Here is a 22,488-nt window from a genome sequence, read left to right on the forward strand (position 1 = left end):
CGTCATTCGGCGGCCTGGACCTTGCGCCCGGACAGACGGTCTTCCAGCGCGCCGATCCGCGCGCTGAGCAGCGCTGCCCGGTCGTCACCCGAGCGCAGCCGCGCCACCAGCTCTTCGGCCGAGGGCGGCACCGCCTCTTCGTCCTTCTTGCCGATCATCCTTCCGAAGACCCAGCCCAGCGCACGCGAGAGGTCGTCCATGATCAGGTAGAAGGCCGGCACCACGACCAGCGACAGTACCGTCGACATGATGATGCCGCCGATCACCGCAATCGCCATGGGCGCGCGGAAGGTGCCGCCTTCGCCCACGCCCAGAGCCGAGGGCAGCATCCCTGCCGACATGGCGATCGAGGTCATCACGATCGGCCGCGCCCGCTTGTGCCCGGCCTCGACGACGGCCGCGATCCGGTTCATCCCGCGCGCCCGCATCTCGATCGCGAAGTCGATCAGCAGGATCGCGTTCTTGGTCACGATGCCCATCAGCATCAGAAGACCGATCATGACCGGCATGGACATCGGGTTTTGGGTGATGATCAGCGCCGCCGCCACGCCGCCGATGGCCAGCGGCAGCGAAAAGAGGATGGTGAAGGGCTGAATCAGCGACCGGAAGAGAAGGATCAGCACCGACAGGACCAGGAAAAGGCCCATCAGCATCGCATTGCCAAAGCTCGTGACCAGTTCGGCCTGCACTTCGGCATCGCCCGAGGGCTTGACAGTGACCGAGGCGGGCAGCTTCAGGGGCGGGATGCCTTTTTCGGCATTGCCGAAGACGATCTCCTCGAACCGCGCTGTGGCGCTGTCCAGCGGAACGCCCACCGGCAGGTCGGCGCCCACCGTGGCGACACGCTGGCGGTTCAGGCGCTTGATCGTGGCCGGACCTTCGGACAGCGTGATCTCGGCCACGGCCGACAGCGGCACCAGTTTGCCCGAGGCGGTAATGACCTGGAGCGCCGCCAGCCGTTCCAGACTTTCGCGCGACGTATCCTCGAGCTGCACCCGCACCGGAATCTGGCGGCTGTCGACCGAGAGCTTCGCGAGCGAGGCGTCACCGTCGCCGATGGTCGCAACGCGCACGGTGGCCGCGATGGCCTGTGTGGTGACACCCAGCCGCGCGGCCTCTTCCAGACGCGGCGTGATCTGGACTTCGGGGCGCGGCAGGGTGCTTTCGGTCGAGACGTTCGACAGAAGCGGCTCACCCACCAAAGCGCGTTCGATCATCGTCGTTGCCGCGACCAGATCGCCATCACTGGCCGAAAGGACATTATAGGAGACGGGCCGACCGCCCGCGCCGGGACCGCCCAGTTTGAAGGCGCGGATATCGGGGATTGTCGCAAGACGCTTCAGAACTTCGGCCTCGATCTCAACCTGCGGCTGGGTTCGCGTCGTCGAGGGCGGGATATGGATCCAGTCGCGCAGAAGCGGGATGCCGCTTGCAACCTCGACCAGCCGCCGTTCCAGCGAGACGTCGCGCTTTTCGAGAAGGATCCGCATATCGGCGCGGCGTACATCAAGGTCACCCAGCGGCGAGCTGCCGCCCACGACGATGACATTCTCGATTCCCGGAATATCCTTGATGGCATTGCGCATCGCCTCGGTCGTGCGGTCGGTCTCGGCCAGGGTCGAGCCGGGCGGCAACTCGACGGAAATCGAGAAGCGGCTTTCGTCATCAGGCGGGAAAAGGTTGCCGGGAACTTGCAGCATTAGCCCGACCGAAACGATCACCACGCCAATGGCCACGACCAGGGTCAGGTAATAGGCGGGGAAGCGGAAGCGAGAGCCGAACAGGCGCGGCACAGCGGTGGATTTCCTCACCAACCACAGATAGCCGCGCATGAAGGCCCCATCCTTCAGCTCGCCATGCCCCTTGTCCTTGGCGGTCATCAGATAGGCCGCCATCATTGGCGTGATGAGCCGCGCGACAAGCAGCGAGAACAGCACCGCGACGGCGACGGTGATGCCGAACTGGCGGAAATATTGCCCGGGAATTCCAGGCATGAAAGAGACCGGAACGAAGACCGCGACGATGGTCGAGGTGGTGGCGATGACGGCAAGGCCGATCTCGTCTGCCGCCTCGATGGCCGCGCGGTAGGGGGTCTTGCCCATTCGGATGTGGCGGGCGATGTTCTCGATTTCCACGATGGCATCGTCGACCAGAATCCCCGTCGCCAAGGTCAAGGCAAGAAAGGAAACGAGGTTCAGCGAAAAGCCCACCATATCCATGACCCAGAAGGTGGGGATGGCCGACAGGGGCAGGGCGACGGCAGAGATCAGGGTTGCACGCCAGTTGCGCAGGAAGATGAAGACCACCAGAACGGCCAGCAGCGCTCCTTCGATCAGCGTATCCAGCGCGGCTTCGTAATTGCCATGGGTGTAGTAGACCGCATCATCCACCAGGGTGACGGTCACGTCTGGATATTTGGCGCGGATGTCATCGACGACGGTTGCCGTCACTTCGGCCACCGAAACCTCGGACGCGCCCTTGGAGCGGAAGACCGCCATCATCACGACGGGATCGCCATCGGTGCGGCCAAAGCTCTTGGGGTCTTCGTAGCTGTCGATGATCTCGCCCAGATCCGACAGGCGGACATGACGGCCCGAGGGCAGTGCGATGGTCGCCTGGGCCAGCGCGGCGGCAGTGTCCTGGTTGCCCAGGGTGCGGATCGACTGTTCGCCCAGGCCGATCTCGGCCTTGCCCGAGCCGACATTCGCATTGGTCAAGGCAAGCTGCTGGCTGACCGCCAACGCGGTGATGCCATAACTGCCCAGTTTCACAGGGTCGAGCTCGACGCGAATTTCCCGGTCGGCCCCGCCATAGCGGTCTACCCGCCCGATGCCCGGTTTGCCCTGCAGGGCCCGCGTCATCGTATCATCGACGAACCACGACAATTCCTCAAGCGTCATGCCCGGCGAAGAGACCGAATAGGTCAGAATGGCGCCGCCTTCGACATCGACGCGGGCAACGATGGGGGCCTCGATATCGCCGGGCAGATCGCCCCGGATGCGGTCGATGGCATCCTTGGTGTCCTGCACTGCCTTGTCGGTCGAAATCTCCATGTAGAACTCGACCGCGGTGGTCGAGAGCCCATCGGAGACAGTCGAAGTGACGTTCTTGACTCCGGTGATGCCCGCGACGGCATCTTCGATCTCTTTGGTGATTTGGGTTTCGATCTCGGCCGGGGCGGCACCCGGCTGGGCGACGGCGATCGAGACGATCGGCACGTCGATATTGGGGAAACGTGTGATGGGCAGGGTGTTGAACGATTGCCAGCCGATCAGCAGCAGCATGAAGAAGGCGAGAAGCGGCGCGACCGGATTGCGGATGGCCCAGGCGGAAAAGTTCATCTCGCCCTCTTAATTGCCAAGGTCCGACAGGACCGGATTGATCTTGTCGCCGGGGCGCACGAAGGCGCCGGCCTTGGCGACGACCTGATCGCCTTCGGACAGGCCCTCGGTCACTTCGACCCAGCCGCTTTCGCGGATGCCAAGCTTGACCGCGACCTGCTCTACGACGCCGTCCATGACGCGCAGAACGGTCTGCTCGCCGCCCTGGGCGCTGACCGCCGTGACCGGAACGGCCAGCGCGTCATGTTCCGCGACGACCACATCCGCCTCGATGAACATGCCCGCGCGCAGCCCGGTCTCGGCCGCGATCGAGATCCGCGCACGGCCCAGCCGGGTCAGGCTGTCGATGACGGGTTCCACCAGACGGATCGTGCCGGTCAGCCCGGCAGGCGTGCCGACGCCCTTCAGCTCGGCCATCTGGCCGGGGGAAAGGCGCAGGATATCGGCCTCGGCCACATCGGCCCACAATTCCAGCGCCCCGTCCTTTTCGATCGCGAACATCGGGCTGCCCGCCGCCGTGGCAATGGCGCCGATGGTGGCGTTGCGCGCGGTGATCCGCCCGGCATAGGGCGCCTTCACCTCGGTCCGGGTCAGCTGCAGCTCAACATTCGCCATCTGCGCCTCGTAAAGCGCGACCTGGGCGCGGGCGGCTTCGAGCGACTGGCGCGCGACCGAAACCCGGGCCGTGGCGGCCACCGCATTGGCGCCGGCTGTATCAAGCGCGGCTTGCGTCGCCGTGCCCTTATCGGCCAGTTTCTTCGTCCGTTCGGCCACGCGCTGCGCCTCGGCCGCCGAAGACTCTGCCTCGGTCAGTTGCGCTTCGGCCTGGGCGATGGTTGCCTTGGCCGATTCCAGCGCGGCGGCCGATTGCACCTTTTGCAGCAGAAGCGTGCTGTTCGACAGCATGGCCAGCACCTGCCCCTCGGTCACCACATCGCCGACATCGGCCAGAAGCTGCTCGATCGGCTGGCCCTCGATCAGCGGCTGGACATTCACCTGTTCGACCGGATTGACGAAACCGGTCGCGATCACGCGGGCGACCATGTGGCGCGTCGCCACCGAGGCCACGGTGATCGCGGGCAAAACCGGGGCCGATGCGGCTGCGGGCGAGGTCTCGGCGGCAGCGGCGGTTTCGGCCAGGGCGGGGCCAGGCAAGGGCATGACGGCGAGCAGGGCGGCAAGAGAAACGGAAACCTGGAAATACGGGCGCATGGATCAGCTCTTTTCTGAAGCGGCGTCGGTTACATCATCAAGCACGCGGTTGATGCTTTGCAGAATCAAGGCGTTCAGGTCGGGCTCAAGGGCATCGCTCTGACGGGTGGCCGCGGCCTTGACCATCATCACGACAAAACGGGCATGGGCGCCGAAGCGCTGGTGACAGGCTTCCGGGGACAGGCCCGAGACGCGCGCGAAGACGCCCAACATATTGGCGCAGATGCGGTTCTCCATATCGCCGCAAATCGCCGCCACTTCGGTCTTCCTATGCGCCGCGGCCCCGATTTCGGCCCAGAGCCGCCCCTTGTCCTTGTGGCGGGTGCAAACTTCTCCGGCGATCTTGCCGCGCACGGCGCCCATCAGGTCGTCCGCGGTGCGGATCTCGGCGAATTTCTGTTCGATCTCGGCAATGTCGAGCGCGACCATGCCTTCGACGATGGCGGCTTTCGAGGGAAAATAGCGGTAGAAATTCCCCACGCTCATCCCCGCAGCCCGGGCCAGATCCTGCATCGAGGCCCCGTCGAACCCCTTTTCGGCAAAAACCTCACGGATCCGGCCAAGAATCTCGGCCGAGCGGTCGGACACGGGATTGTGGACGGGTCCGACATGGGCCGGACTTATCGGAGAGGGAAAGGTCATGGCGGCCGCAGGCGGGGAATGAACGTTCATTCACGCAAGTACACGGTTTTTACATTGCGTCAAGTCCTTCCTGCTTTCTGTAGGTACGAAAGCTGTGCGCCCTTGGCATTTCGCTGCGATTGGTGCAGGAACGGGCGGTTTCGGCAGGAGGGTCGTCAATGGCCAAGGGCTTTGGATTCCGCGTGGCGGCAGTGGATGGCAAGGCGCGCACCGGCGTGATCGACACGCCGCGTGGCCAGATCCGCACCCCCGCCTTCATGCCCGTGGGCACGGCGGCGACCGTCAAGGCGATGTTGCCCGACAGTGTGGCCGCGACCGGGGCCGATATCCTTCTGGGCAACACCTATCACCTGATGCTGCGCCCGACCGCCGAACGCATTGCCCGGCTGGGCGGGTTGCACAAGTTCATGAACTGGCAGAAGCCGATCCTCACAGATTCCGGTGGCTTCCAAGTGATGAGCCTGGGACCTCTGCGCAAGCTGACCGAGGAGGGCGTTGTCTTCTCCAGCCATATCGACGGCTCGAAGCACCATCTGACGCCCGAGCGCAGCATGGAAATCCAGGCACTTCTGGGCAGCGACATCGTGATGTGTTTCGACGAATGCCCCGCACTGCCCGCCGACGAGGCAACCGTGGCAAAGTCGATGCGGCTGTCGATGCGATGGGCGCGGCGGTCGCGGCAAGCCTTTGGCGACCGGCCCGGCCATGCGCTGTTCGGCATCATGCAAGGCGGCGTCACCCGCGAGCTGCGGGCGGAATCGGCGGCGGAACTGCGCTCGATCGGCTTTGACGGCTATGCCATCGGCGGGCTGGCGGTGGGCGAGGGGCAGGCCGCGATGTTCGACGTGCTCGACTATGCACCCAGCCTTCTGCCCGAAGACAAGCCACGCTACCTGATGGGCGTCGGCAAGCCCGACGATATCGTGGGCGCGGTAGAGCGCGGCGTCGACATGATGGATTGCGTCTTGCCCAGCCGCTCGGGCCGCACCGGTCAGGCCTGGACCCGGCGCGGTCAGGTCAACATCAAGAATGCCCGTCACATGGACGACCCGCGGCCCTTGGACGAAAACTGCAAATGTCCGGCCTGCCGCAATTACAGCCGCGCCTATCTGCACCATGTCTTCAAAGCACAGGAAATTATCGCCTCGATGCTGCTGACTTGGCATAACCTGCATTACTATCAAGAGCTTATGTCCGGCCTGCGCGCGGCCATCGCGTCCGGCAACCTCAAGGCCCATGTCGCGGCCTTCCATGCCCGCCGCGCCGAAGGCGATATCGAGCCCCTTTAGTCTCGCCTTTAGCCTTGCACAGGGTGCAGGGCGGCTTTGCACAGTGGCCGGGGTTGCCCGGCGCCGGGCAGCGCCTAGGTCATGTCTCCAACCCAACGGGAGACGTTCAATGTCCGACACGCTTTTCACACCGCTCAAGGCGGGCAAGATCGAAATGAAGAACCGGGTGGTCATGGCCCCCCTGACCCGAAACCGTGCCTATGCGGGCGATGTGCCGGGCGATTTGCATGTGGAATATTACCGCCAGCGCGCCGGGGCCGGGCTGATCGTGACCGAAGGATCGCAGATATCGCCGCAGGGCAAGGGCTATGCCGACACGCCCGGCATCTATTCGGACGCACAGGTCGAGGGCTGGAAGAAGGTGACCGATGCCGTCCATGCGGCGGGCGGCAGGATCGTGATCCAGCTCTGGCATGTGGGCCGCATCAGCCACCCGGACCTTCTGGATGGCGGCACTCCGGTCGCACCCTCCGCCATTCCGGCGGGTTCGCGCACTTTCGTCAACGGCCAGTTTCTGGAAACCGGCGCGCCGCGTGCGCTGAGCGAGGCCGAGATTGCCGCGACGGTGCGGGATTACCGCAAGGCTGCCGCCAATGCGATCCGCGCGGGCTTTGACGGCGTCGAGATCCACGGCGCGAACGGCTATCTGGTCGACCAGTTCCTGCGCGACACCTCGAACACCCGCACCGATGGCTATGGCGGTCCGATCTCCAACCGCACCCGCTTCCTGCGCGAAGTGGTGACGGCGGTGGCCGATGAGATCGGCACCGACCGCACCGGCATCCGCCTCTCGCCCTGGTCGAACGCCAACAATGTCGGCATTGACAGCGACACGCCCGCCCTGTTCGGCGCGGTGATGGACATTCTCAACGCGGTCGGAATCGCCTTCCTTCACGTGGTCGAGGGCCAGACCGGCGGCCCGCGCGACTGGCCTGCGGGGGGGATCGAGGCGCTGCGGGCACGGTTCAAGGGAGTCTGGATCGCCAACAACGGCTACACGCGCGAGACGGCGGTGAAGGCAGTTGCCTCTGGGGCTGCGGATGCCGTCGCTTTCGGCAAGCTGTATATCTCGAACCCCGATCTGGCCGAGCGTCTGGCGGCGAATGCGCCGCTGAACCCCCTGCCGACCGAGGGGCTGTATGGTGGTGGCGCCGAAGGTTACACCGACTATCCGACCCTGGCCGAGGTCAGCGCCTAAAGCCCAAAGGGCGCAAGGTCGCGCGCCTGGCGGGCCTGCAGGAGAAAACGGTAGCTCGGGTTGCCAAAACCCGGGTCGCCGCCGTTTTCTCCGTGGGCATGAAAGGTCAGGATCGCGGGGGTATCGCCGGTCACCCGGATCGCCTTGAGCGGTAGGCGCGTTTCGAATGCGCTCTCGACCATCCGGCTTCGCGCGTCAGGCCAGGCGGCGGTCAGGCGGCGGGCGGACGCTTCGGCCTCGGCGCGGGTCGCATAGCTGAAGACGGCGGCGGTGTGGTCTGTCTTCCCATCGGAAAGATCCACGAAAATACCCAACCTCCAGGGCAGGAGCCCCGCTCCCGCAGGTTCTGCCGAGAGCGAGGCCTGATCGGTGAGGACGATGGCCTGCACCTGCCGGGCGCCGGCAAAGGCGGGGTCTTCCAGCGCCGCGCAAAGGGCGGCGAGATCGGCATGGCCCTGCGGTCCCGCCGCACCTGCAAGCCCAGCCAGGAGCGGCCATTCCGAAGCCTGGATCAAGCGCTGGCCTTCCAGTCGAACCCGCGATGACTTGCCGATCGCGCCGCCGAAAGGATCGGCCAGATAGCGCAGCGCCAGCGAAATGGCGTTGTCTTCACCCCGCGCCCAGGCGGTTACGCCCTGCACGGTGGTTTCCGCGATGCCCCGCGCAGCCAGGGCAGGCCCGACCGCCATTGTCGCAGCGGGCACAAGTTCGAGGATCGCGCCGGTGACCGGCGGCGCGGCAACGGTCACGAAACGGCGCATTTGCGCCGCCGTGGCACCGATCGTCCGCGCCCATCCCCCGTCAAACCCTGCGGCAAGAGAATCGAGTGCGAAGCCGGTCTGAAAGCGCGACCACGACGGGAAGGGGCCTTTCGCGCCCAGGCCAAGCGCGCCGCAGGTCTCTGGATCGCCCCAGGCGATCTCCCACGGAGGTGCGTTTGGGCCGGGATGCAGCAACACCGCTTCGGGCAAAAGCCCCAGGTCGGTCAGGAGAGAGCCCGCCGGCGCGCCGGTCTGCGCCGCAACGCGGTCGGCGGACCAAGCCGCGACCAGGGGAAACGCGGCGAGCCCGGCAAGGATCTCGCGGCGGCACAGCGGGGAAAACGGGTCTTGCGGCATCAGCTTCTCGATCTTGGTCGCGATGACAAGTTCGACCGTAAGGTGACGGCCGACACGAGGGCTGGCAAGGATGGTTACCCCGACCCGGCATCAACCCCGTGTGACGATCCACTCTTGCAGCGGCAAGCGCGCAGGTTCACATTGGCGGGCCAAGACCAAGGCCCGGGTCCCGCGTCCCGGGCCGCGCTTGAAACCCCCGATGCGGGTACACAAGTTAATCAGTCCGCGGGGACGACCGGATTGCCGATGGTCGGGGTCCGGTCCCGTCTGCCGCCTATGAAGGATGACAAGATGAACGAACCCCTGTCCTCCAGCTTCCCCGTGTTGCCGCTGCGCGACATCGTGGTCTTCCCCCATATGATCGTGCCGCTGTTCGTGGGTCGCGAGAAATCGGTGCGGGCGCTGGAAGAGGTGATGGCCGATGACAAGCAGATCCTGCTGTCCAGCCAGATCGACCCCACGGTCGATGACCCCGAAGCCGACGGGATCTACCGCGTCGGCGTGCTGGCCAATGTTCTCCAGCTTCTGAAACTGCCCGATGGCACCGTGAAGGTGCTGGTCGAGGGCAAGGCCCGCGTGAAGATCACCGAATTCCTGGAAAACCCCTCTTTCTTCGAGGCGAATGCCGTTCGTCTGGACGAACAGACCGGCGATAGCGCCTCGGTTGAGGCGCTGGTCCGCGCCGTGGGTGAGGAATTCGAACGCTATGCCAAGGTGAAGAAGAACATCCCCGAAGAGGCGATGTCGGCGGTCAGCGAAACGCGCGAACCGGCGCGTCTGGCCGATCTGGTCGCGGGGCATCTGGGCATCGAGGTCGCGCAGAAGCAGGAGCTTCTGGAAACGCTGACCGTCGCCGAACGGCTTGAGAAGGTCTATGGCCAGATGCAGGGCGAACTGTCGGTCCTGCAGGTCGAGAAGAAGATCAAGTCGCGCGTCAAGACCCAGATGGAGAAGACGCAGCGCGAGTATTACCTGAACGAACAGATGAAGGCGATCCAGCGCGAGTTGGGCGATGGCGAGGAGGGCCAGAACGAGGTCGCCGAGCTGGAAGAGCGCATCCGCAAGACCGAACTGTCCAAGGAAGCTCGCGAGAAGGCCGAGGCCGAGGTCAAGAAGCTCAAGACCATGTCGCCGATGTCTGCTGAGGCGACCGTGGTGCGCAACTACCTTGACTGGCTGCTGGGCGTGCCCTGGGGCGTCAAAAGCCGCATGAAGAAGGATCTGGGCGCCGCGCAGAAGGTGCTCGATGCCGATCACTACGGTCTGGACAAGGTCAAGGAGCGGATCGTCGAATATCTCGCCGTGCAGGCGCGGTCGACCAAGCTCAAGGGCCCGATCCTGTGCCTCGTTGGCCCGCCCGGCGTGGGCAAGACCTCGCTTGGCCGTTCGGTCGCAAAGGCGACGGGGCGCGAATTCATCCGCATCTCGCTGGGCGGCGTGCGTGATGAATCGGAAATCCGCGGCCACCGGCGGACCTATATCGGCTCGATGCCCGGCAAGATCATCCAGTCGCTGAAAAAGGCCAAGACCACGAACCCGCTGATCCTGCTCGATGAAATCGACAAGATGGGGCAGGATTTCCGCGGTGACCCGGCTTCGGCCCTGCTGGAGGTGCTGGATCCAGAACAGAACTCGACCTTCGTCGATCACTATCTTGAAGTGGAATACGACCTGTCGAACGTGATGTTCATCACCACGGCCAACAGCTACAACATGCCGGGCCCGCTTCTTGACCGGATGGAGATCATCTCGGTCGCGGGCTATACCGAGGACGAGAAGCGCGAGATCGCCAAGGGCCATCTCCTGCCCAAGCAGGTCAAGGCCAATGGTTTGAAGAAGGGCGAATTCGTGGTCTCGGACCAGGCGCTGACCCATGTGATCCGCTACTATACGCGGGAAGCCGGGGTGCGGAACCTTGAGCGCGAAATCGCCAAGCTGGCGCGCAAGGCGGTGACCGATATCCTGAAGGGCAAGACCAAGAAGGTCGATGTCACGCCGGAAAAGGCCGAGGAATACCTTGGTGTCCAGCGCCACCGCTATGGCTTGGCCGAGAAGGAGGATCAGGTCGGCGTGGTGACGGGTCTGGCCTGGACCAGTGTTGGGGGCGATCTGTTGCAGATCGAGGCGCTGAAACTGCCCGGAAAGGGGCGGATGAAGACCACGGGCAAGCTGGGCGAGGTGATGAAGGAATCGATCGAGGCGGCGTCGAGCTATGTCCGCTCGATCAGCCCGCAGCTTGGCGTCAAGCCGCCCAAGTTCGAGACGATGGATATCCATGTCCACGTCCCGGATGGCGCGACGCCCAAGGACGGGCCTTCGGCCGGTCTGGCCATGGTGACCTCGATCGTCTCGGTGATCACCGGGATCCCGGTACGCAAGGACATTGCCATGACGGGCGAGGTGTCCTTGCGCGGCAATGCGATGGCGATCGGCGGCCTGAAGGAGAAGCTGCTGGCAGCCCTGCGCGGCGGCATCAAGACGGTGTTCATCCCCGAGGAGAATGCCAAGGATCTGGCCGAAATCCCCGAGAACGTGAAGACCGGGCTCAAGATCATTCCGGTCACGCATGTACGCGAGGTTCTGGCCCAGGCGCTGGTGCGCCAGCCCGAGCCGGTCGATTGGGACGAAGCGGCCGAGGAAGCCGCAGCCGCCGCCCGCAAGGCAGGGGGCGAGGCCCCGGCGCAGATCGCGCATTGATCCTCCAGGAAAGCGTTGAAGCGGGCGGTCCTTCGGGGCCGCCCGTTTTCATTGCGCAAGGGGCAGGGCGGCGAGAAGGTGATCAAGCGCGCCGGGGGTGGCTGTGGCGCCCGGATGGGCGGCAAGCGCCAGAGCGGCACCATGGGTGAAGTCGATCAGGATATCGCGCCAGGCCAGCACGGCGGGGTCATGGAGCCCTGCCTCGCGCAGCAGGTTCTCCAGCCGGTCGGTGATGCGCTGCGCCTCAGCGGGAAAGGCGGCGGGGTCGCGGAAGATCTCCAGCGTCAGGGCAGGGTGGGCCTGGACCGCCGCATGATAGGCGGCGATCAGCCCGGCAAGGCGTTGCCGGGCCGTCCCTTCTGCCGGGGCGTCGACGCCCGCATAGGCGCGGTCAGCCAGGGCGCGGATCAGGGCGGCGCGGTCGGCGTGGTGGTGATACAGCGCCATGGGCGTCAGGCCAAGCGCCGCCGCGAGGCGCCGCAGGGTCAGTCCTTCGCAACCATCGGCATCAAGGATCGCAAGGGCCGTGGCGAGGATGCGGTCGGGCAGGTCTTCGCGCCCCTCTTTGCGCGGGCGCCCGCGCGATGTCATCGCGCCACCCGATAGTGCGATTGGACCAGGCCCGAGGGGAAAGCGTGGCTGGCCAGCAGCTTCAGGTCGATGTCGTGGGGCAGGGGGCCGAACAGCGGCAAGCCCTGACCCAAGAGGACCGGCACCTGGGTCAGGATGATCTCGGCGATCAGGCCTTTCCGCAGAAAGCTGCGGATCACCTGGCCGCCATCGACATAGACGCGCTGCGCCCCTTCGGCCGCCAGCATCTCCATCGCGGCCTCGGGTGCAAGATCCACGAACCGGACCCTGCCTTCCAGCCGTGCCGGGGGCGCCTGTCCGGCAAGACGGCGCGAAAGGACAAGGACAGGAACCGGATAGGGCCAGGGATCGAGTTCCTGTACCGCCGCCCAGGTTCCCGCCCCCATCACCATCGCGTCCATCCGGCCGATGAAGGGATCAAAACCATGATCCTCGGCCAGATCGTCGCGGGCGAGCAGCCAGGAAATGTCGCCATCCTGCCGGGCGATGAACCCGTCCAAGCTGGTCGCGATGAAGACGTAGCCCCCTGTCACGGCACCCTCCCTTTAATATACATAGTATAATAAAGGGAGGGTGCGGCGAAGCAAGCCTCAGGTGACGCGGCGCGACTCCAGGCCGAGGCGGCGGTAATCCACCGCCTTGATGCCGAAGGGAAGCCGGACCAGCGCCTCGGGGCGGCGGACGGCGACCTCGTCGGCCATCACGCCTTGCCAAACCCCGTCAAGGCCCGGATAGCGCCAGTGATAAAGGGCGAGGCCCTGCGGCGTCATGCCGACCGCACGGATATCCGTCTTGCAGCGCCGGTCGCTGACCACGGGAACGGGGGCATTGCCATTGCTCGCGGCCGCAGCAAACATGATCAACGCCATCAGGGGCACCAGGAAATCATGGCTGCCCGACAAGGCTGTCTCGCTGCGCACCACCTCGGGTTCCATCACCGGTTCGGCCATTCCGCCCGCGCTGACGGGGTGCGACAGGACGCCCAGAACCAGGGCCGAAGACAAGTACAGCGACTTCTTCATGTATTCTCTCCCCTATAGGCAACAGGTGTTGTGCTGAAATCCGGCGGGCGCGTGGTCCGACGATGCGGATGGCGTGCCATTGGCCAGTTTTGCGGCGAAGACCGCGCCGATCAAGTCTTTCCAGACAGATCGGGTTGCGCGGCCGGAGACAGAAGCATGTTTCCTGTGGCTTTGCTTCCAGAGCGTCGATAATCTTTCCGAAAAAGCCGGAAAAGAAGGACCTTTCCGATGGCAACCAAGAAATCGAGCGCAGCCAAAGCCAGTGCCGAAGCCGACCCCGCGGCTTCCCCCGAGGCAGCGCAAGCCAACCCGCCAGCAGTGGCGGAGAAGGGTCCGGGCCTCAAGATCAAGGACCTGGTGACCCGCGTCACCGAAGCGACGGGCGGCAAGCGTAAGGACGTGAAGGAGATGGTCGAGGCCACGCTCAAGGTCCTGGGCGATGCCATGGCCAAGGGCGAGGACATGAACCTTCCGGGCTTCGGCCGCACCCGCATCACCCGCACCACCGAGAAGGACGGCGCGGCGCATCTGACGATGAAAGTCAGACGCGGCGCACATCGCGCGAAACATGTCCATGAGCCTCTTGCAGAGGACGGCGAGGATAGCTAGAAGCACCGCACCGAATTCAGGTTCGGGCGATTAGCTCAGCGGTAGAGCGCTTCGTTCACATCGAAGATGTCAGCGGTTCAAATCCGTTATCGCCCACCATTCTTTCCGGCCAGATGGCTGGATCAGGGGGCCGGCTCTGCGAAATCAGGACCGGCCCTTTCGATTCTTCGGTAAAAAATCATAGTCGGTTCAACGGATTGCACGGCGCCCGAAAGATGACAGCCCTTGTCATTTGAAGGAATCCCCCGACCGGCGCATCTCTCTCTCCACAGCTTTACCGCCCCACCGGAACAGCGGGGCAATCGACACACAGGAGAGGATCAGATGAAAGTTGCATACACCCTTCGCGCTTCGGTTTTCGCCATTGCCGCTGTGCTTGGCACCCCGTCTCTTGCGCTTGATATCGGCGCCCAGCGGCCTGCGGGCGATATGGACGGCGCGATCCCTGTGGCAGAGGCCCCGGCTGTCATCGGCGTGGTCACGCCGGTTCTGGGCGCCCCGGCGATCATCGCCGATGCGGCCAAGGCGGATGAGAAGGGCGATACGCTGAAGGTGGTCGCCGCCGCAACCGAACCCGCCGCCGAAACCCCTGCGGAAGCGCCTGCCGTGATCGTTCCCGCGCTTGTCGCGCCGATCGCCGTGCCGCCCGCCCTGCCGGTCGAGGTGACGCCGCCCCCGCTGCCGCAGATGCCCGCCTATTATGTCGGCATCGACGGCAAGCCCGTCGGCCCGTTGGATGAGGCGGAGCTGCGCGAGATGGTGGCAAAGGGCACGCTCACCGAAGAATCCCTGGTCTGGACCGAGGGTATGGCCAACTGGATCAAGGCCGCGGATGTGGCGGAGCTGGACAAGCTCTTGGAGACCGCGCCGAAATCGGCTGCCTTGGGCACCGGCAAGGACGAGGGCAAGACCCCTGCGGCCGCGCCGGTTGCCGCTCCGGTGCCTGCGCCTGTCACTGTCGCGGCGGCGCTGCCCGGCACCTGGGAGATCGACGGCATGATCCCGGTCGACGGTCTCGGCATGGGCGATGCCGAGATCATCCAGGTCTTCAACCCCGATGGGACCTACACTGCCAATGGCACGATCCTCGCCGTCGTTCCGGGCATGGGTGCCTATCCGGTCGAGATCGTGGTCAGCACGGCGGGTCGCTGGACCGTGGAGGAAGGACCGAACGGGCAGGGCCAAGTGACGGTGATCGCCACCACCTATGTCTCGATCCCGTCGATGGGCTTTCCCGCCCAGGTCAATACCGGCACGGACAGTTTCGTCGTGCAGGTGATTGATGGCAAAACGCTGATCGTCGATGGCAGCGAATGGACGCGCCTGACTGCCTGACAGGCCCCGCTTCGGCACGAAAGCCCCGGTCCGCAAGGGCCGGGGCCTTGCCGTTGCGGGCAGTGGATTTGCCCGGGCTGCAAGCACGCATCCTGATCCATCCCCCGCACCGTCAAGCGCGTGCGCCAGACTGTTGAGGCAAGGCCCGGACGGGATTGGGACGGCCCTGCTGCACCGGCCCGAGGCGGGCTTGCATCACGGGCGTCAGAGCGCTATCTCGCGATGCGTCGGGTGGTTAGCTCAGTTGGTAGAGCGTCTCGCTTACACCGAGAATGTCGGGGGTTCGAGCCCCTCACCACCCACCATCCTCCAAACCGTGTCGATCTGTCCAGGGTAACGCTCACGTACCCTATTGACCACTTACGGCAATGCCCGTCGCAAGTGATTCGCGCCGCAGCCCGGTGCAGGATTGTCGATGATTTGGAAACCGCGAGAGGCATTGTTCGCTTACTGCAAGGTCGGCGCAATTTTGGGTTGTACTGAAAGGTTGGAAGTATGCGCAGGGCTGCAAAAATATGGCCAAACTGTGACGCAATTTGATCTGGATTGCGTCCTATGCGACTATAGGAGGAAGGAATTTATAGACGCTCTGTGTGCCAGGAGTAGCCACAATGATGAATTTCAAATTTGCCGCGCCGACAGTTTTTTCTGCGGCCCTCATGGCGGGGGCGGCGGCAGTTCACGCCGCGCCGGTCGATATGACCGTGACTTTCGATGACAAGCCCTATGTCATCGCTCCGTTTTCGTTCGACGAGGACACGCCTGGGGTTGTGAATGACTCGAAGTGCAACGGGTCCGAGTCGATGAAGCCGTGCCTGAAGGTCAATACTCAGGGACCGGCCGAGCTTTCCATTGTGGCTTCTATGACGTTCTCCATCAAGTCCTTCTGGTTCCTGCTCATCGGCAAGGGCGATGATATGCTGGTGACGACCGACAAGGGCAGCCTGTCCCTTCTCGATGCGGTCTACGGCCACAACGATGACGGCCAGGTCGCTGATGTGAGTGGGAACCCCTTCTTCCAGGGTATCAAGTGGGTGCAGTTCATCATGTCCTGCCCGCCCGATGACGACAAGAAGAAGAAGAACGGCCCTGCTTGCGCAGGCACTGGCCTGATTGACGACATCAAACTGACCTATGACGATGGTAAAACTCCGCCCTCGCCGGTGCCGCTGCCCGCTGGCGGTGCGCTGTTGCTGGGTGGTCTCGCCGGGCTTGCCGCTCTGCGTCGCCGCAAGGCTGCCTGATCCTGATCCGATAGAACGATCCTATTGAATGACCATAGACAGGCAGCCCCCGGGCTGCCTGTTTTGGTTTTGGCCCAGATGCGCAGGCTATGTGCGGAGATGACGATTGTCTTTCCTGCGCTGGCGCACGATCTTTGGGGGCAGATGACAGGAGGCTGCGATGAGCTGGAATCCCATTCTCGACCCCACCATTCCGATCGGCGATCAGGTCGATGCGATCGAGACCGTGATCGTGCCGCGCGCGCGCGATCTGGGCGGATTCGAGGTGCGCCGCGCTCTGCCTTCGGCCCAGCGTCAGATGGTCGGCCCCTTCATCTTCTTCGACCAGATGGGCCCGGCCGAGTTCCTGACAGGCGAGGGGATCGATGTGCGGCCGCATCCGCATATCGGCCTTGGCACCGTGACCTATCTGATGAAGGGCCGCTTGCATCATCGCGACAGCCTGGGCACGGACCAATGGATCGAGCCGGGCGCGGTAAACTGGATGATGGCGGGGCAGGGGATCACCCATTCCGAACGCACCGATGGCGAGGCGCGCAAGGCGCCCCTGTCGATGTTCGGCCTGCAGACCTGGCTGGCGCTGCCCGAGGCCCGCGAAGAGGATGCGGCTGGCTTTATCCATGTGGGGCGCGAGGCGCTGCCCGAACTGGAGGGTGAGGGCAAGCAGGTGCGGCTGATCCTCGGAACGGCCTGGGGCGAGAAAGTGCCACTCGAGATGCCCTCGGAAGTCTTCTATGCCGATGCGGTCTTGGCCCCCGGCGCGGCGATCCCGCTGCCTGATGACCATGAAGATCGCGGCGTCTATGTGCTGGAAGGCACGGTCAGCCAGGGCGGCCAGACCTTCGAGGCGGGGCGGATGCTGGTCTTCCGTCCGGGTGACAGGGTTTCGGTGCGGGCCGGGGCGCAGGGCGCGCGGGTGATGCTCTTGGGCGGGGCTACAATGGCCGGACCGCGCTTCATCTGGTGGAATTTCGTCGCCTCCTCGCGCGAGAAGATCGACGCCGCCAAAGAAGCCTGGCGCGCGGGCGACTGGCAACATGGGCGATTCCGTCTGCCGCCGGGGGATGATGGCGAATTCATCCCGGCGCCGGAGAAGTAGGGGTCGGGGCGGAGAGGGCGCTGCCGCCGATGAGGGCTACGCAGGCCTCTGTTGCGGCGTATTTTGCGCCTGGATAAAGCGGGACGGCGGGCCGAAGAGCCTGCGGCTTCCGCATCTACGCGAACGGTATCGTCATCGACGGCGCGGCTGGCGGGCAGGGCGCGCCGATCCTGTCGCCCCACGGCGGCCCCAATGAGCGGCCTCTTGCGCCGGGATCGCGCGCCTCCCGGTGGATTCGGGGGGCTTGTCGCCGCCTTCGCTCCACGCGTCCCCGGCGCCTCTGGCACGCACGCAAGCACGGCTCTCGCGTGCCCGAAGGCCGCAAGGCGGCGGGCGCAATGGCCGCGCTTTTCGCCGTCACGGCACCGCGCGGGACCGGAGCGCAGGGAATTTTCGCGGGACTGATTATTTTGGCGTTCCCGCGCTTGACGGCGCCCGCCCCCCCGCGTATCTAGCCCCCCACGCCCGGGCAGCCGGGATGGGATGTGCGGTTGTAGCTCAGTTGGTTAGAGTACCGGCCTGTCACGCCGGGGGTCGCGGGTTCGAGCCCCGTCAACCGCGCCACTTTCCTTCCCCTTTGAAACATGATCCGCCCGGATTGTCCCACGCAGGGACATTAGGCTTCATTGTGTGATTTCAATGGCTTGCCAGCGAGGGATTCACACATTCTTAACCTGCCTGCCCTCACTTAGGTGATCACGAAAACCTCACGCCGTTCTCCCGCCGCCTCGCGGCAGATCAAGCCCGACGGAGGGGGGATTTCGCGACTCGCGCCGCCGCGCTAGCTTCTGCCTCGCACGGTACAGAGCCTGCCGGGTGGTCGCGCCGAGATGCCAGACCGCCGACGCGACAGGCCCGGCGTCCCGTGCAGGAGGAAGGCCGGAACGGCTGCGTGCCACCGGCCCCAATTCGGGGAACGATCATGAAATTCCGCATGTTTTCCGCCCTGGCCCTGGCCGGACTGACCGCCACTGCCGCACTGGCCGGCGCGATGCAGGCCTCGGGCGCCATCAAGGCGATCGATCCGGCGGCGATGACGATCACGCTGGCCGATGGCTCGGTCTATGTCCTGCCCAAGGGCGACAAGGCGGATCAATTCAAGGTGGGCGAGAAGGTGACGCTGACCTGGACGCTGGTCGGCACGCAGCATCAGATCGATACGATCAAGGCCGCGAGCTGACACCATGCACATGCTGCGGGAAAGGGGGCCTCCGGGCCCCCTTTTCATTGCATCACAACGCGATGCGGTAGCGGATATGGTCGTCGCTCAGAACATAGCTGTCATACAGCCGCCGCGCCCGGGCATTGTCCTGCGCTGTGTGCCAGTACAGGCGCTGCCAGCCCCGCGCGCGGGCCAGCGCAATCAGATCGTCGATCAGCGCCCGGCCGAGACCCGATCCGCGCAGCGCGGGATCGACGAAAAGGTCTTCCAGATAGCAGTCATCCCCCGTGACCCAGGTCGAGGCATGGTTGACATGCAGCGCGAAAGCGGCGAGCCGCCCCTCGCGCAGCGCCACCCTCCCGCCCAAAGCCGAGGCGGGATCGAGCAGGCGCTGCCAAGTCGCCTCGGTCACATCGGGCGTCAGGGTGACGTCGTAGAAATCGAGATAGTGCCGCCAGAGGCCCAGGAAGGCAGGCTTGTCGCCCGCCGCGATCCAGCGGATTTCGCATTGCTGCGCCACGCCAATCATCCCGACATCAACACTCGCTGAATCCATCTGCACCGCCATCACGCGATCCGCGCCAGCACGCGCGCCCAGCTGCGGATGCCGTGATGGAAGCTGGCAAGATCGTATTTCTCGTTCGGGGAATGGATCTGGTCATCGTCGCGGCCAAAGCCGATCAACACTGCATCCATGCCGAGGATCGACTTGAAATAGCCTGCGACCGGGATCGAACCGCCAGCGCCGACAAAGGCCGCCGGGCGGCCCCATTCGTCGGTCAGGGCCTGACGCGCCGCTTCGAATGCCGGGTCCGAGATCGCCATGACCGAAGCTGGCGCGCCTTCCACCCCGTCATGCCAGGTGATGGTCACGTCTGGCGGCATCTGCGCCTCGGCCCAGGCGCGGAAGGCGGTGAGGATTTTCACCGGGTCCTGGTGCGAGACGAGGCGGAACGAGACCTTGGCATGGGCCTCGGAGGGCAGAACGGTCTTGAACCCGGCGCCGGTATAGCCGCCCCACATGCCGTTGACTTCGGCCGTGGGCCGCGACCAGATCTTTTCCAAGGGCGTGCGGTCCTGTTCGCCCGCCGGAACCGACAGGCCGACATCGCCCAGATACCGGCCATGGTCGAAGGCAAGCGCCTGCCACTGGGCGCGCAGGCTTTCAGGCAGTTCCTCGACATCGTCATAAAAGCCCGGCACCTGCACGCGGCCCGTCTCGTCATGCAGGCCAGCAAGCAGCCTGGACATCACATGCAGCGGGTTGCGGGCCAGACCGCCATACATGCCGGAATGCAGGTCGCGGCTGGCGGCGCGGATGGTGAACTCGGCTTTGCACAGGCCCCGCAGCATGGTGGTGATCGCGGGCACGGCGCTGTCGAAAAGCCCGGTGTCGCAGATCAGGGCAAGGTCGCAGGACAGCTCTTCCTTGTTCGCCTCAAGGAAGGGGATCAGCGAGGGCGAGCCCGATTCCTCTTCGCCTTCCAGGAAGATGGTCAGATTGCCGGGCAGGCTGCCATGGACGGCTTTCCAGGCGCGGCAGGCCTCGATGAAGGTCATCAGCTGGCCCTTGTCATCCGAGGCACCACGGGCACGGATCACCTTGCCTTTCGGGCCGTCCTCGATGGCCGGGTCAAAGGGATCGCGGGTCCAGAGCGCCAGCGGATCGACCGGCTGCACGTCGTAATGGCCGTAGAAAAGGATATGGCGCCGGCCTTCGCCACCATGGGCCACGACCATCGGATGGCCGGGCGTTGCGGCGGCGCGGGCGTCAAAGCCCAGACCCTTCAGATCCGCGACCAGCCAGTCGGCGGCGCGGGCGCAATCGGGCTTGTAGGCCGGATCGGTCGAGATCGAGGGGATGCGCAGAAGGTCCATCAGCCGATCCAGCGCCTGCGGCAGATCGGCGTCGATGCGGGCGAGGACGGGGTCGAGTTGCGGGTTGGCGGACATGGCGCGCTCTCCATCTTGTTATGCGGCGGTCAGCCTAGCAGGCGGCCGGGGACTGTCCAGAGCGGGCGGCTTGGGGTAGGGAGGGGAGAGAACGGCACGGAGGATTTCGGATGCGGGCAATTCTGGTGATGGGCGCGTTTGTCGCGGGGATCACGGCGGCGCAGGCACAGGAGGTGCCGGTCGAAACCGGTGCATTGGCCGGATCGGCGATCACGCTGCATGTCCAGCCCTTCCTTACGCCCGAGGAACTGACGACGCTGCGGCTGGTGATGACCAATGAGCAGGCGCTGGCGATTTTCGTGCCGGATGCCGCCAAGGGCTTTGCCGCCATGGCCGCGGCCCCGGACGAGGGCTTCATCCGCGAGGGCAAGCCCGTCGCTTCGGCCGTGGCGATCGCCGGGCTGGCCAGTGCCGAAGAGGCGCGCGACGCGGCGCTGAAGGGCTGCGAGGCGGCGCGCAAGGAAGGCGCGGCCTGTGTGACCGTTCTTGAGATTGCCCCGGCCCCCTGAGAGGGGATAGAAGAGGACGGGGGGTGACAATTCGTCCCCTGCCTTTGCGCCCGGATTTGACGCATATCAAGGCCACAATGCGAGGAAGGGGCTAGGTCAGCCCAAGCGTATACGCCAGGAGACGACCGGATGAATTACGAGGCCCAGCTTGATCTTGCGCTGAACCGGCTGCACGAGGAAGGGCGCTACCGCACCTTCATCGACATCGAGCGTCGGCAGGGTCAGTTCCCTCATGCGGTCTGGACCCGTCCGGACGGGACCGAAAAAGAGATCACCGTCTGGTGCGGCAATGACTATCTGGGCATGGGCCAGCATCCCGTGGTGCTGGCAGCGATGCATGAGGCGCTGGACGCGACGGGCGCGGGTTCGGGCGGCACGCGCAACATCTCGGGCACCACGGTCTATCACAAGCGGCTTGAGGCCGAGCTGGCCGATCTGCATGGCAAGGAGGCCGCGCTGGTCTTTACCAGCGCCTATATCGCCAATGACGCGACGCTTTCGACCCTGCGGGCGATCTTTCCCGGGCTGATCATCTATTCCGACGCGCTGAACCATGCCTCGATGATCGAAGGTGTGCGGCGCGGCGGTGGCGAGAAGCGGATCTTCCGCCACAATGATCTGGCGCATCTGCGGGCGCTTCTGGAAGCCGACGATCCGGCAACGCCAAAGCTGATCGCCTTTGAATCGGTCTATTCGATGGATGGCGATTTCGGGCCGATCAAGCAAATCTGCGATCTGGCCGAGGAGTTCGGCGCCCTGACCTATATCGACGAGGTTCATGCCGTCGGCATGTACGGCCCCCGTGGCGCAGGGGTGGCCGAGCGCGACGGGCAGATGCACCGCATCGACCTGATCAACGCGACTTTGGCGAAAGCCATCGGCGTTTTCGGGGGCTATATTGCTGCATCTGCGAAGATGGTGGATGCGATCCGGTCCTATGCGCCGGGCTTCATCTTCACCACTTCGCTGCCGCCCACGGTCGCCGCGGGGGCTGCGGCTTCGGTGCGCTTCCTCAAGGGCGAGGGCGGCCGCGCCCTGCGTGAAAAGCACCAGACCCAGGCAAAGATCCTGAAGCTGCGGCTCAAGGGTCTGGGCCTGCCGATCATCGACGAAAACTCGCATATTGTGCCTGTCCACGTCGGCGACCCCATCCATTGCAAGATGCTGTCGGACATGCTGCTGGATCACTATGGCATCTATGTCCAGCCGATCAATTTCCCGACCGTGCCGCGCGGCACGGAGCGGCTGCGTTTCACTCCCTCGCCGGTGCATGGTCCGCAAGAGATCGATACGCTGGTGAAGGCGATGGATGCGCTCTGGCAGCATTGTGCGCTGAATCGCGCCGAGGCCTCGGCCTGAGGTTTCTCGCATGTGCAAAGGGCCTTGCCCTGTGCTAGCGTAAACGCAATACCAAGCCCGGGTGAGTCGCTTTGGGGGCGACTCGCGCCAAGCGACGGGCCACAAAAA

General features: G+C 64.8%; 19 protein-coding genes and 3 tRNA genes. 13 read left to right on the forward strand and 9 right to left on the reverse strand.

Translation table 11 applies throughout. The features are described from left to right. Positions 1 to 2: 2 nt before the first annotated feature. The 3 genes from ACED67_RS02825 to ACED67_RS02835 are packed head-to-tail and all read right to left on the reverse strand — an operon-like array spanning position 3 to position 5,195. Positions 3 to 3,341, reverse strand: coding sequence for an efflux RND transporter permease subunit (locus ACED67_RS02825; protein ID WP_395540014.1), 3,339 nt, complete (start codon positions 3,339 to 3,341; stop codon positions 3 to 5). 9 nt (positions 3,342 to 3,350) lie between these two features. Beyond that, positions 3,351 to 4,553, reverse strand: coding sequence for an efflux RND transporter periplasmic adaptor subunit (locus ACED67_RS02830; RefSeq protein WP_395540015.1), 1,203 nt, complete (start codon positions 4,551 to 4,553; stop codon positions 3,351 to 3,353). Positions 4,554 to 4,556: 3 nt separating this feature from the next. After that, positions 4,557 to 5,195, reverse strand: a complete 639-nt coding sequence (locus tag ACED67_RS02835; RefSeq protein WP_395540016.1) for a TetR/AcrR family transcriptional regulator — start codon at positions 5,193 to 5,195, stop codon at positions 4,557 to 4,559. 158 nt (positions 5,196 to 5,353) lie between these two features. Here ACED67_RS02835 and tgt point away from each other — a divergent pair, with 158 nt between their 5' ends. Together tgt and ACED67_RS02845 are read left to right on the forward strand one after the other, a co-directional pair. Then, positions 5,354 to 6,484 carry a tRNA guanosine(34) transglycosylase Tgt gene (gene tgt, locus ACED67_RS02840; RefSeq protein ID WP_395540017.1) on the forward strand — a complete coding sequence of 377 codons (1,131 nt, stop codon included), beginning with the start codon at positions 5,354 to 5,356 and terminating at the stop codon, positions 6,482 to 6,484. Positions 6,485 to 6,593: 109 nt separating this feature from the next. Beyond that, positions 6,594 to 7,682 (forward strand): alkene reductase, encoded by a 1,089-nt coding sequence (locus ACED67_RS02845; protein WP_395540018.1) that lies wholly within the window; start codon positions 6,594 to 6,596, stop codon positions 7,680 to 7,682. Here ACED67_RS02845 and ACED67_RS02850 read toward each other — a convergent pair. Then, positions 7,679 to 8,800, reverse strand: coding sequence for a hypothetical protein (locus ACED67_RS02850; RefSeq protein ID WP_395540019.1), 1,122 nt, complete (start codon positions 8,798 to 8,800; stop codon positions 7,679 to 7,681). The two genes, ACED67_RS02845 and ACED67_RS02850, sit on opposite strands and share 4 nt — an antisense overlap. Before the next feature lie 291 nt (positions 8,801 to 9,091). On the opposite strand from ACED67_RS02850, the gene lon reads away from it, so the two are divergent. Continuing rightward, entirely contained in the window at positions 9,092 to 11,497 is a 2,406-nt protein-coding gene (gene lon, locus ACED67_RS02855) for an endopeptidase La (protein WP_395540020.1), read from the forward strand. A 48-nt stretch (positions 11,498 to 11,545) separates the two neighbouring features. Here lon and ACED67_RS02860 read toward each other — a convergent pair whose 3' ends face one another. The 3 genes from ACED67_RS02860 to ACED67_RS02870 are packed head-to-tail and all read right to left on the reverse strand — an operon-like array spanning position 11,546 to position 13,110. Then, positions 11,546 to 12,088: a TetR/AcrR family transcriptional regulator gene (locus ACED67_RS02860; RefSeq protein WP_395540021.1), complete on the reverse strand. Its 543-nt coding sequence runs from the start codon at positions 12,086 to 12,088 to the stop codon at positions 11,546 to 11,548. Next, positions 12,085 to 12,621: a dihydrofolate reductase family protein gene (locus tag ACED67_RS02865; protein WP_395540022.1), complete on the reverse strand. Its 537-nt coding sequence runs from the start codon at positions 12,619 to 12,621 to the stop codon at positions 12,085 to 12,087. Before ACED67_RS02865 ends, ACED67_RS02860 begins: the two co-directional genes overlap by 4 nt. A 57-nt stretch (positions 12,622 to 12,678) precedes the next feature. Next, the gene (locus ACED67_RS02870) at positions 12,679 to 13,110 is read right to left on the reverse strand and encodes a tail fiber domain-containing protein (RefSeq protein WP_395540023.1); all 432 of its coding nucleotides are present in this window, start codon (positions 13,108 to 13,110) and stop codon (positions 12,679 to 12,681) included. A gap of 228 nt (positions 13,111 to 13,338) precedes the next feature. On the opposite strand from ACED67_RS02870, the gene ACED67_RS02875 reads away from it, so the two are divergent. The 8 genes from ACED67_RS02875 (at position 13,339) to ACED67_RS02910 (ending at position 18,577) form a co-directional block, all read left to right on the forward strand. Beyond that, complete coding sequence (locus ACED67_RS02875; RefSeq protein WP_395540024.1) at positions 13,339 to 13,719, forward strand: HU family DNA-binding protein; 381 nt, start codon at positions 13,339 to 13,341, stop codon at positions 13,717 to 13,719. A 24-nt stretch (positions 13,720 to 13,743) separates the two neighbouring features. After that, positions 13,744 to 13,818: transfer RNA gene (locus tag ACED67_RS02880), tRNA-Val, on the forward strand. A 225-nt stretch (positions 13,819 to 14,043) separates the two neighbouring features. Continuing rightward, positions 14,044 to 15,054, forward strand: a complete 1,011-nt coding sequence (locus tag ACED67_RS02885; RefSeq protein WP_395540025.1) for a DUF4339 domain-containing protein — start codon at positions 14,044 to 14,046, stop codon at positions 15,052 to 15,054. Between the two features lie 229 nt (positions 15,055 to 15,283). Beyond that, positions 15,284 to 15,359 (forward strand) — tRNA-Val (locus tag ACED67_RS02890). Positions 15,360 to 15,665: 306 nt separating this feature from the next. Further along, entirely contained in the window at positions 15,666 to 16,298 is a 633-nt protein-coding gene (locus ACED67_RS02895; RefSeq protein WP_395540026.1) for a VPLPA-CTERM sorting domain-containing protein, read from the forward strand. A gap of 160 nt (positions 16,299 to 16,458) precedes the next feature. After that, positions 16,459 to 17,397, forward strand: a complete 939-nt coding sequence (locus ACED67_RS02900; protein WP_395540027.1) for a pirin family protein — start codon at positions 16,459 to 16,461, stop codon at positions 17,395 to 17,397. Positions 17,398 to 17,884: 487 nt separating this feature from the next. Beyond that, positions 17,885 to 17,961, forward strand: a tRNA-Asp gene (locus ACED67_RS02905). 358 nt (positions 17,962 to 18,319) lie between these two features. Further along, positions 18,320 to 18,577, forward strand: coding sequence for a DUF1344 domain-containing protein (locus ACED67_RS02910; RefSeq protein ID WP_395540028.1), 258 nt, complete (start codon positions 18,320 to 18,322; stop codon positions 18,575 to 18,577). A gap of 52 nt (positions 18,578 to 18,629) precedes the next feature. Here the strand turns inward: ACED67_RS02910 and ACED67_RS02915 are convergent, their stop codons facing one another. Continuing rightward, positions 18,630 to 19,115, reverse strand: a complete 486-nt coding sequence (locus ACED67_RS02915; RefSeq protein ID WP_395540029.1) for a GNAT family N-acetyltransferase — start codon at positions 19,113 to 19,115, stop codon at positions 18,630 to 18,632. 11 nt (positions 19,116 to 19,126) lie between these two features. Next, the gene (locus ACED67_RS02920; RefSeq protein ID WP_395540030.1) at positions 19,127 to 20,512 is read right to left on the reverse strand and encodes a dipeptidase; all 1,386 of its coding nucleotides are present in this window, start codon (positions 20,510 to 20,512) and stop codon (positions 19,127 to 19,129) included. Positions 20,513 to 20,622: 110 nt separating this feature from the next. Here ACED67_RS02920 and ACED67_RS02925 point away from each other — a divergent pair, with 110 nt between their 5' ends. Both ACED67_RS02925 and hemA read left to right on the forward strand, forming a co-directional pair. Then, entirely contained in the window at positions 20,623 to 21,021 is a 399-nt protein-coding gene (locus ACED67_RS02925) for a hypothetical protein (protein WP_395540031.1), read from the forward strand. A gap of 129 nt (positions 21,022 to 21,150) precedes the next feature. After that, a complete protein-coding gene (gene hemA, locus ACED67_RS02930; protein WP_395540032.1) occupies positions 21,151 to 22,380 on the forward strand; it encodes a 5-aminolevulinate synthase in 1,230 nt (409 codons plus the stop codon). Positions 22,381 to 22,488: the final 108 nt, after the last annotated feature.

Origin of the sequence: Neotabrizicola paludis (assembly GCF_044142105.1) — a bacterium.
Taxonomy (GTDB): domain Bacteria; phylum Pseudomonadota; class Alphaproteobacteria; order Rhodobacterales; family Rhodobacteraceae; genus Pseudogemmobacter.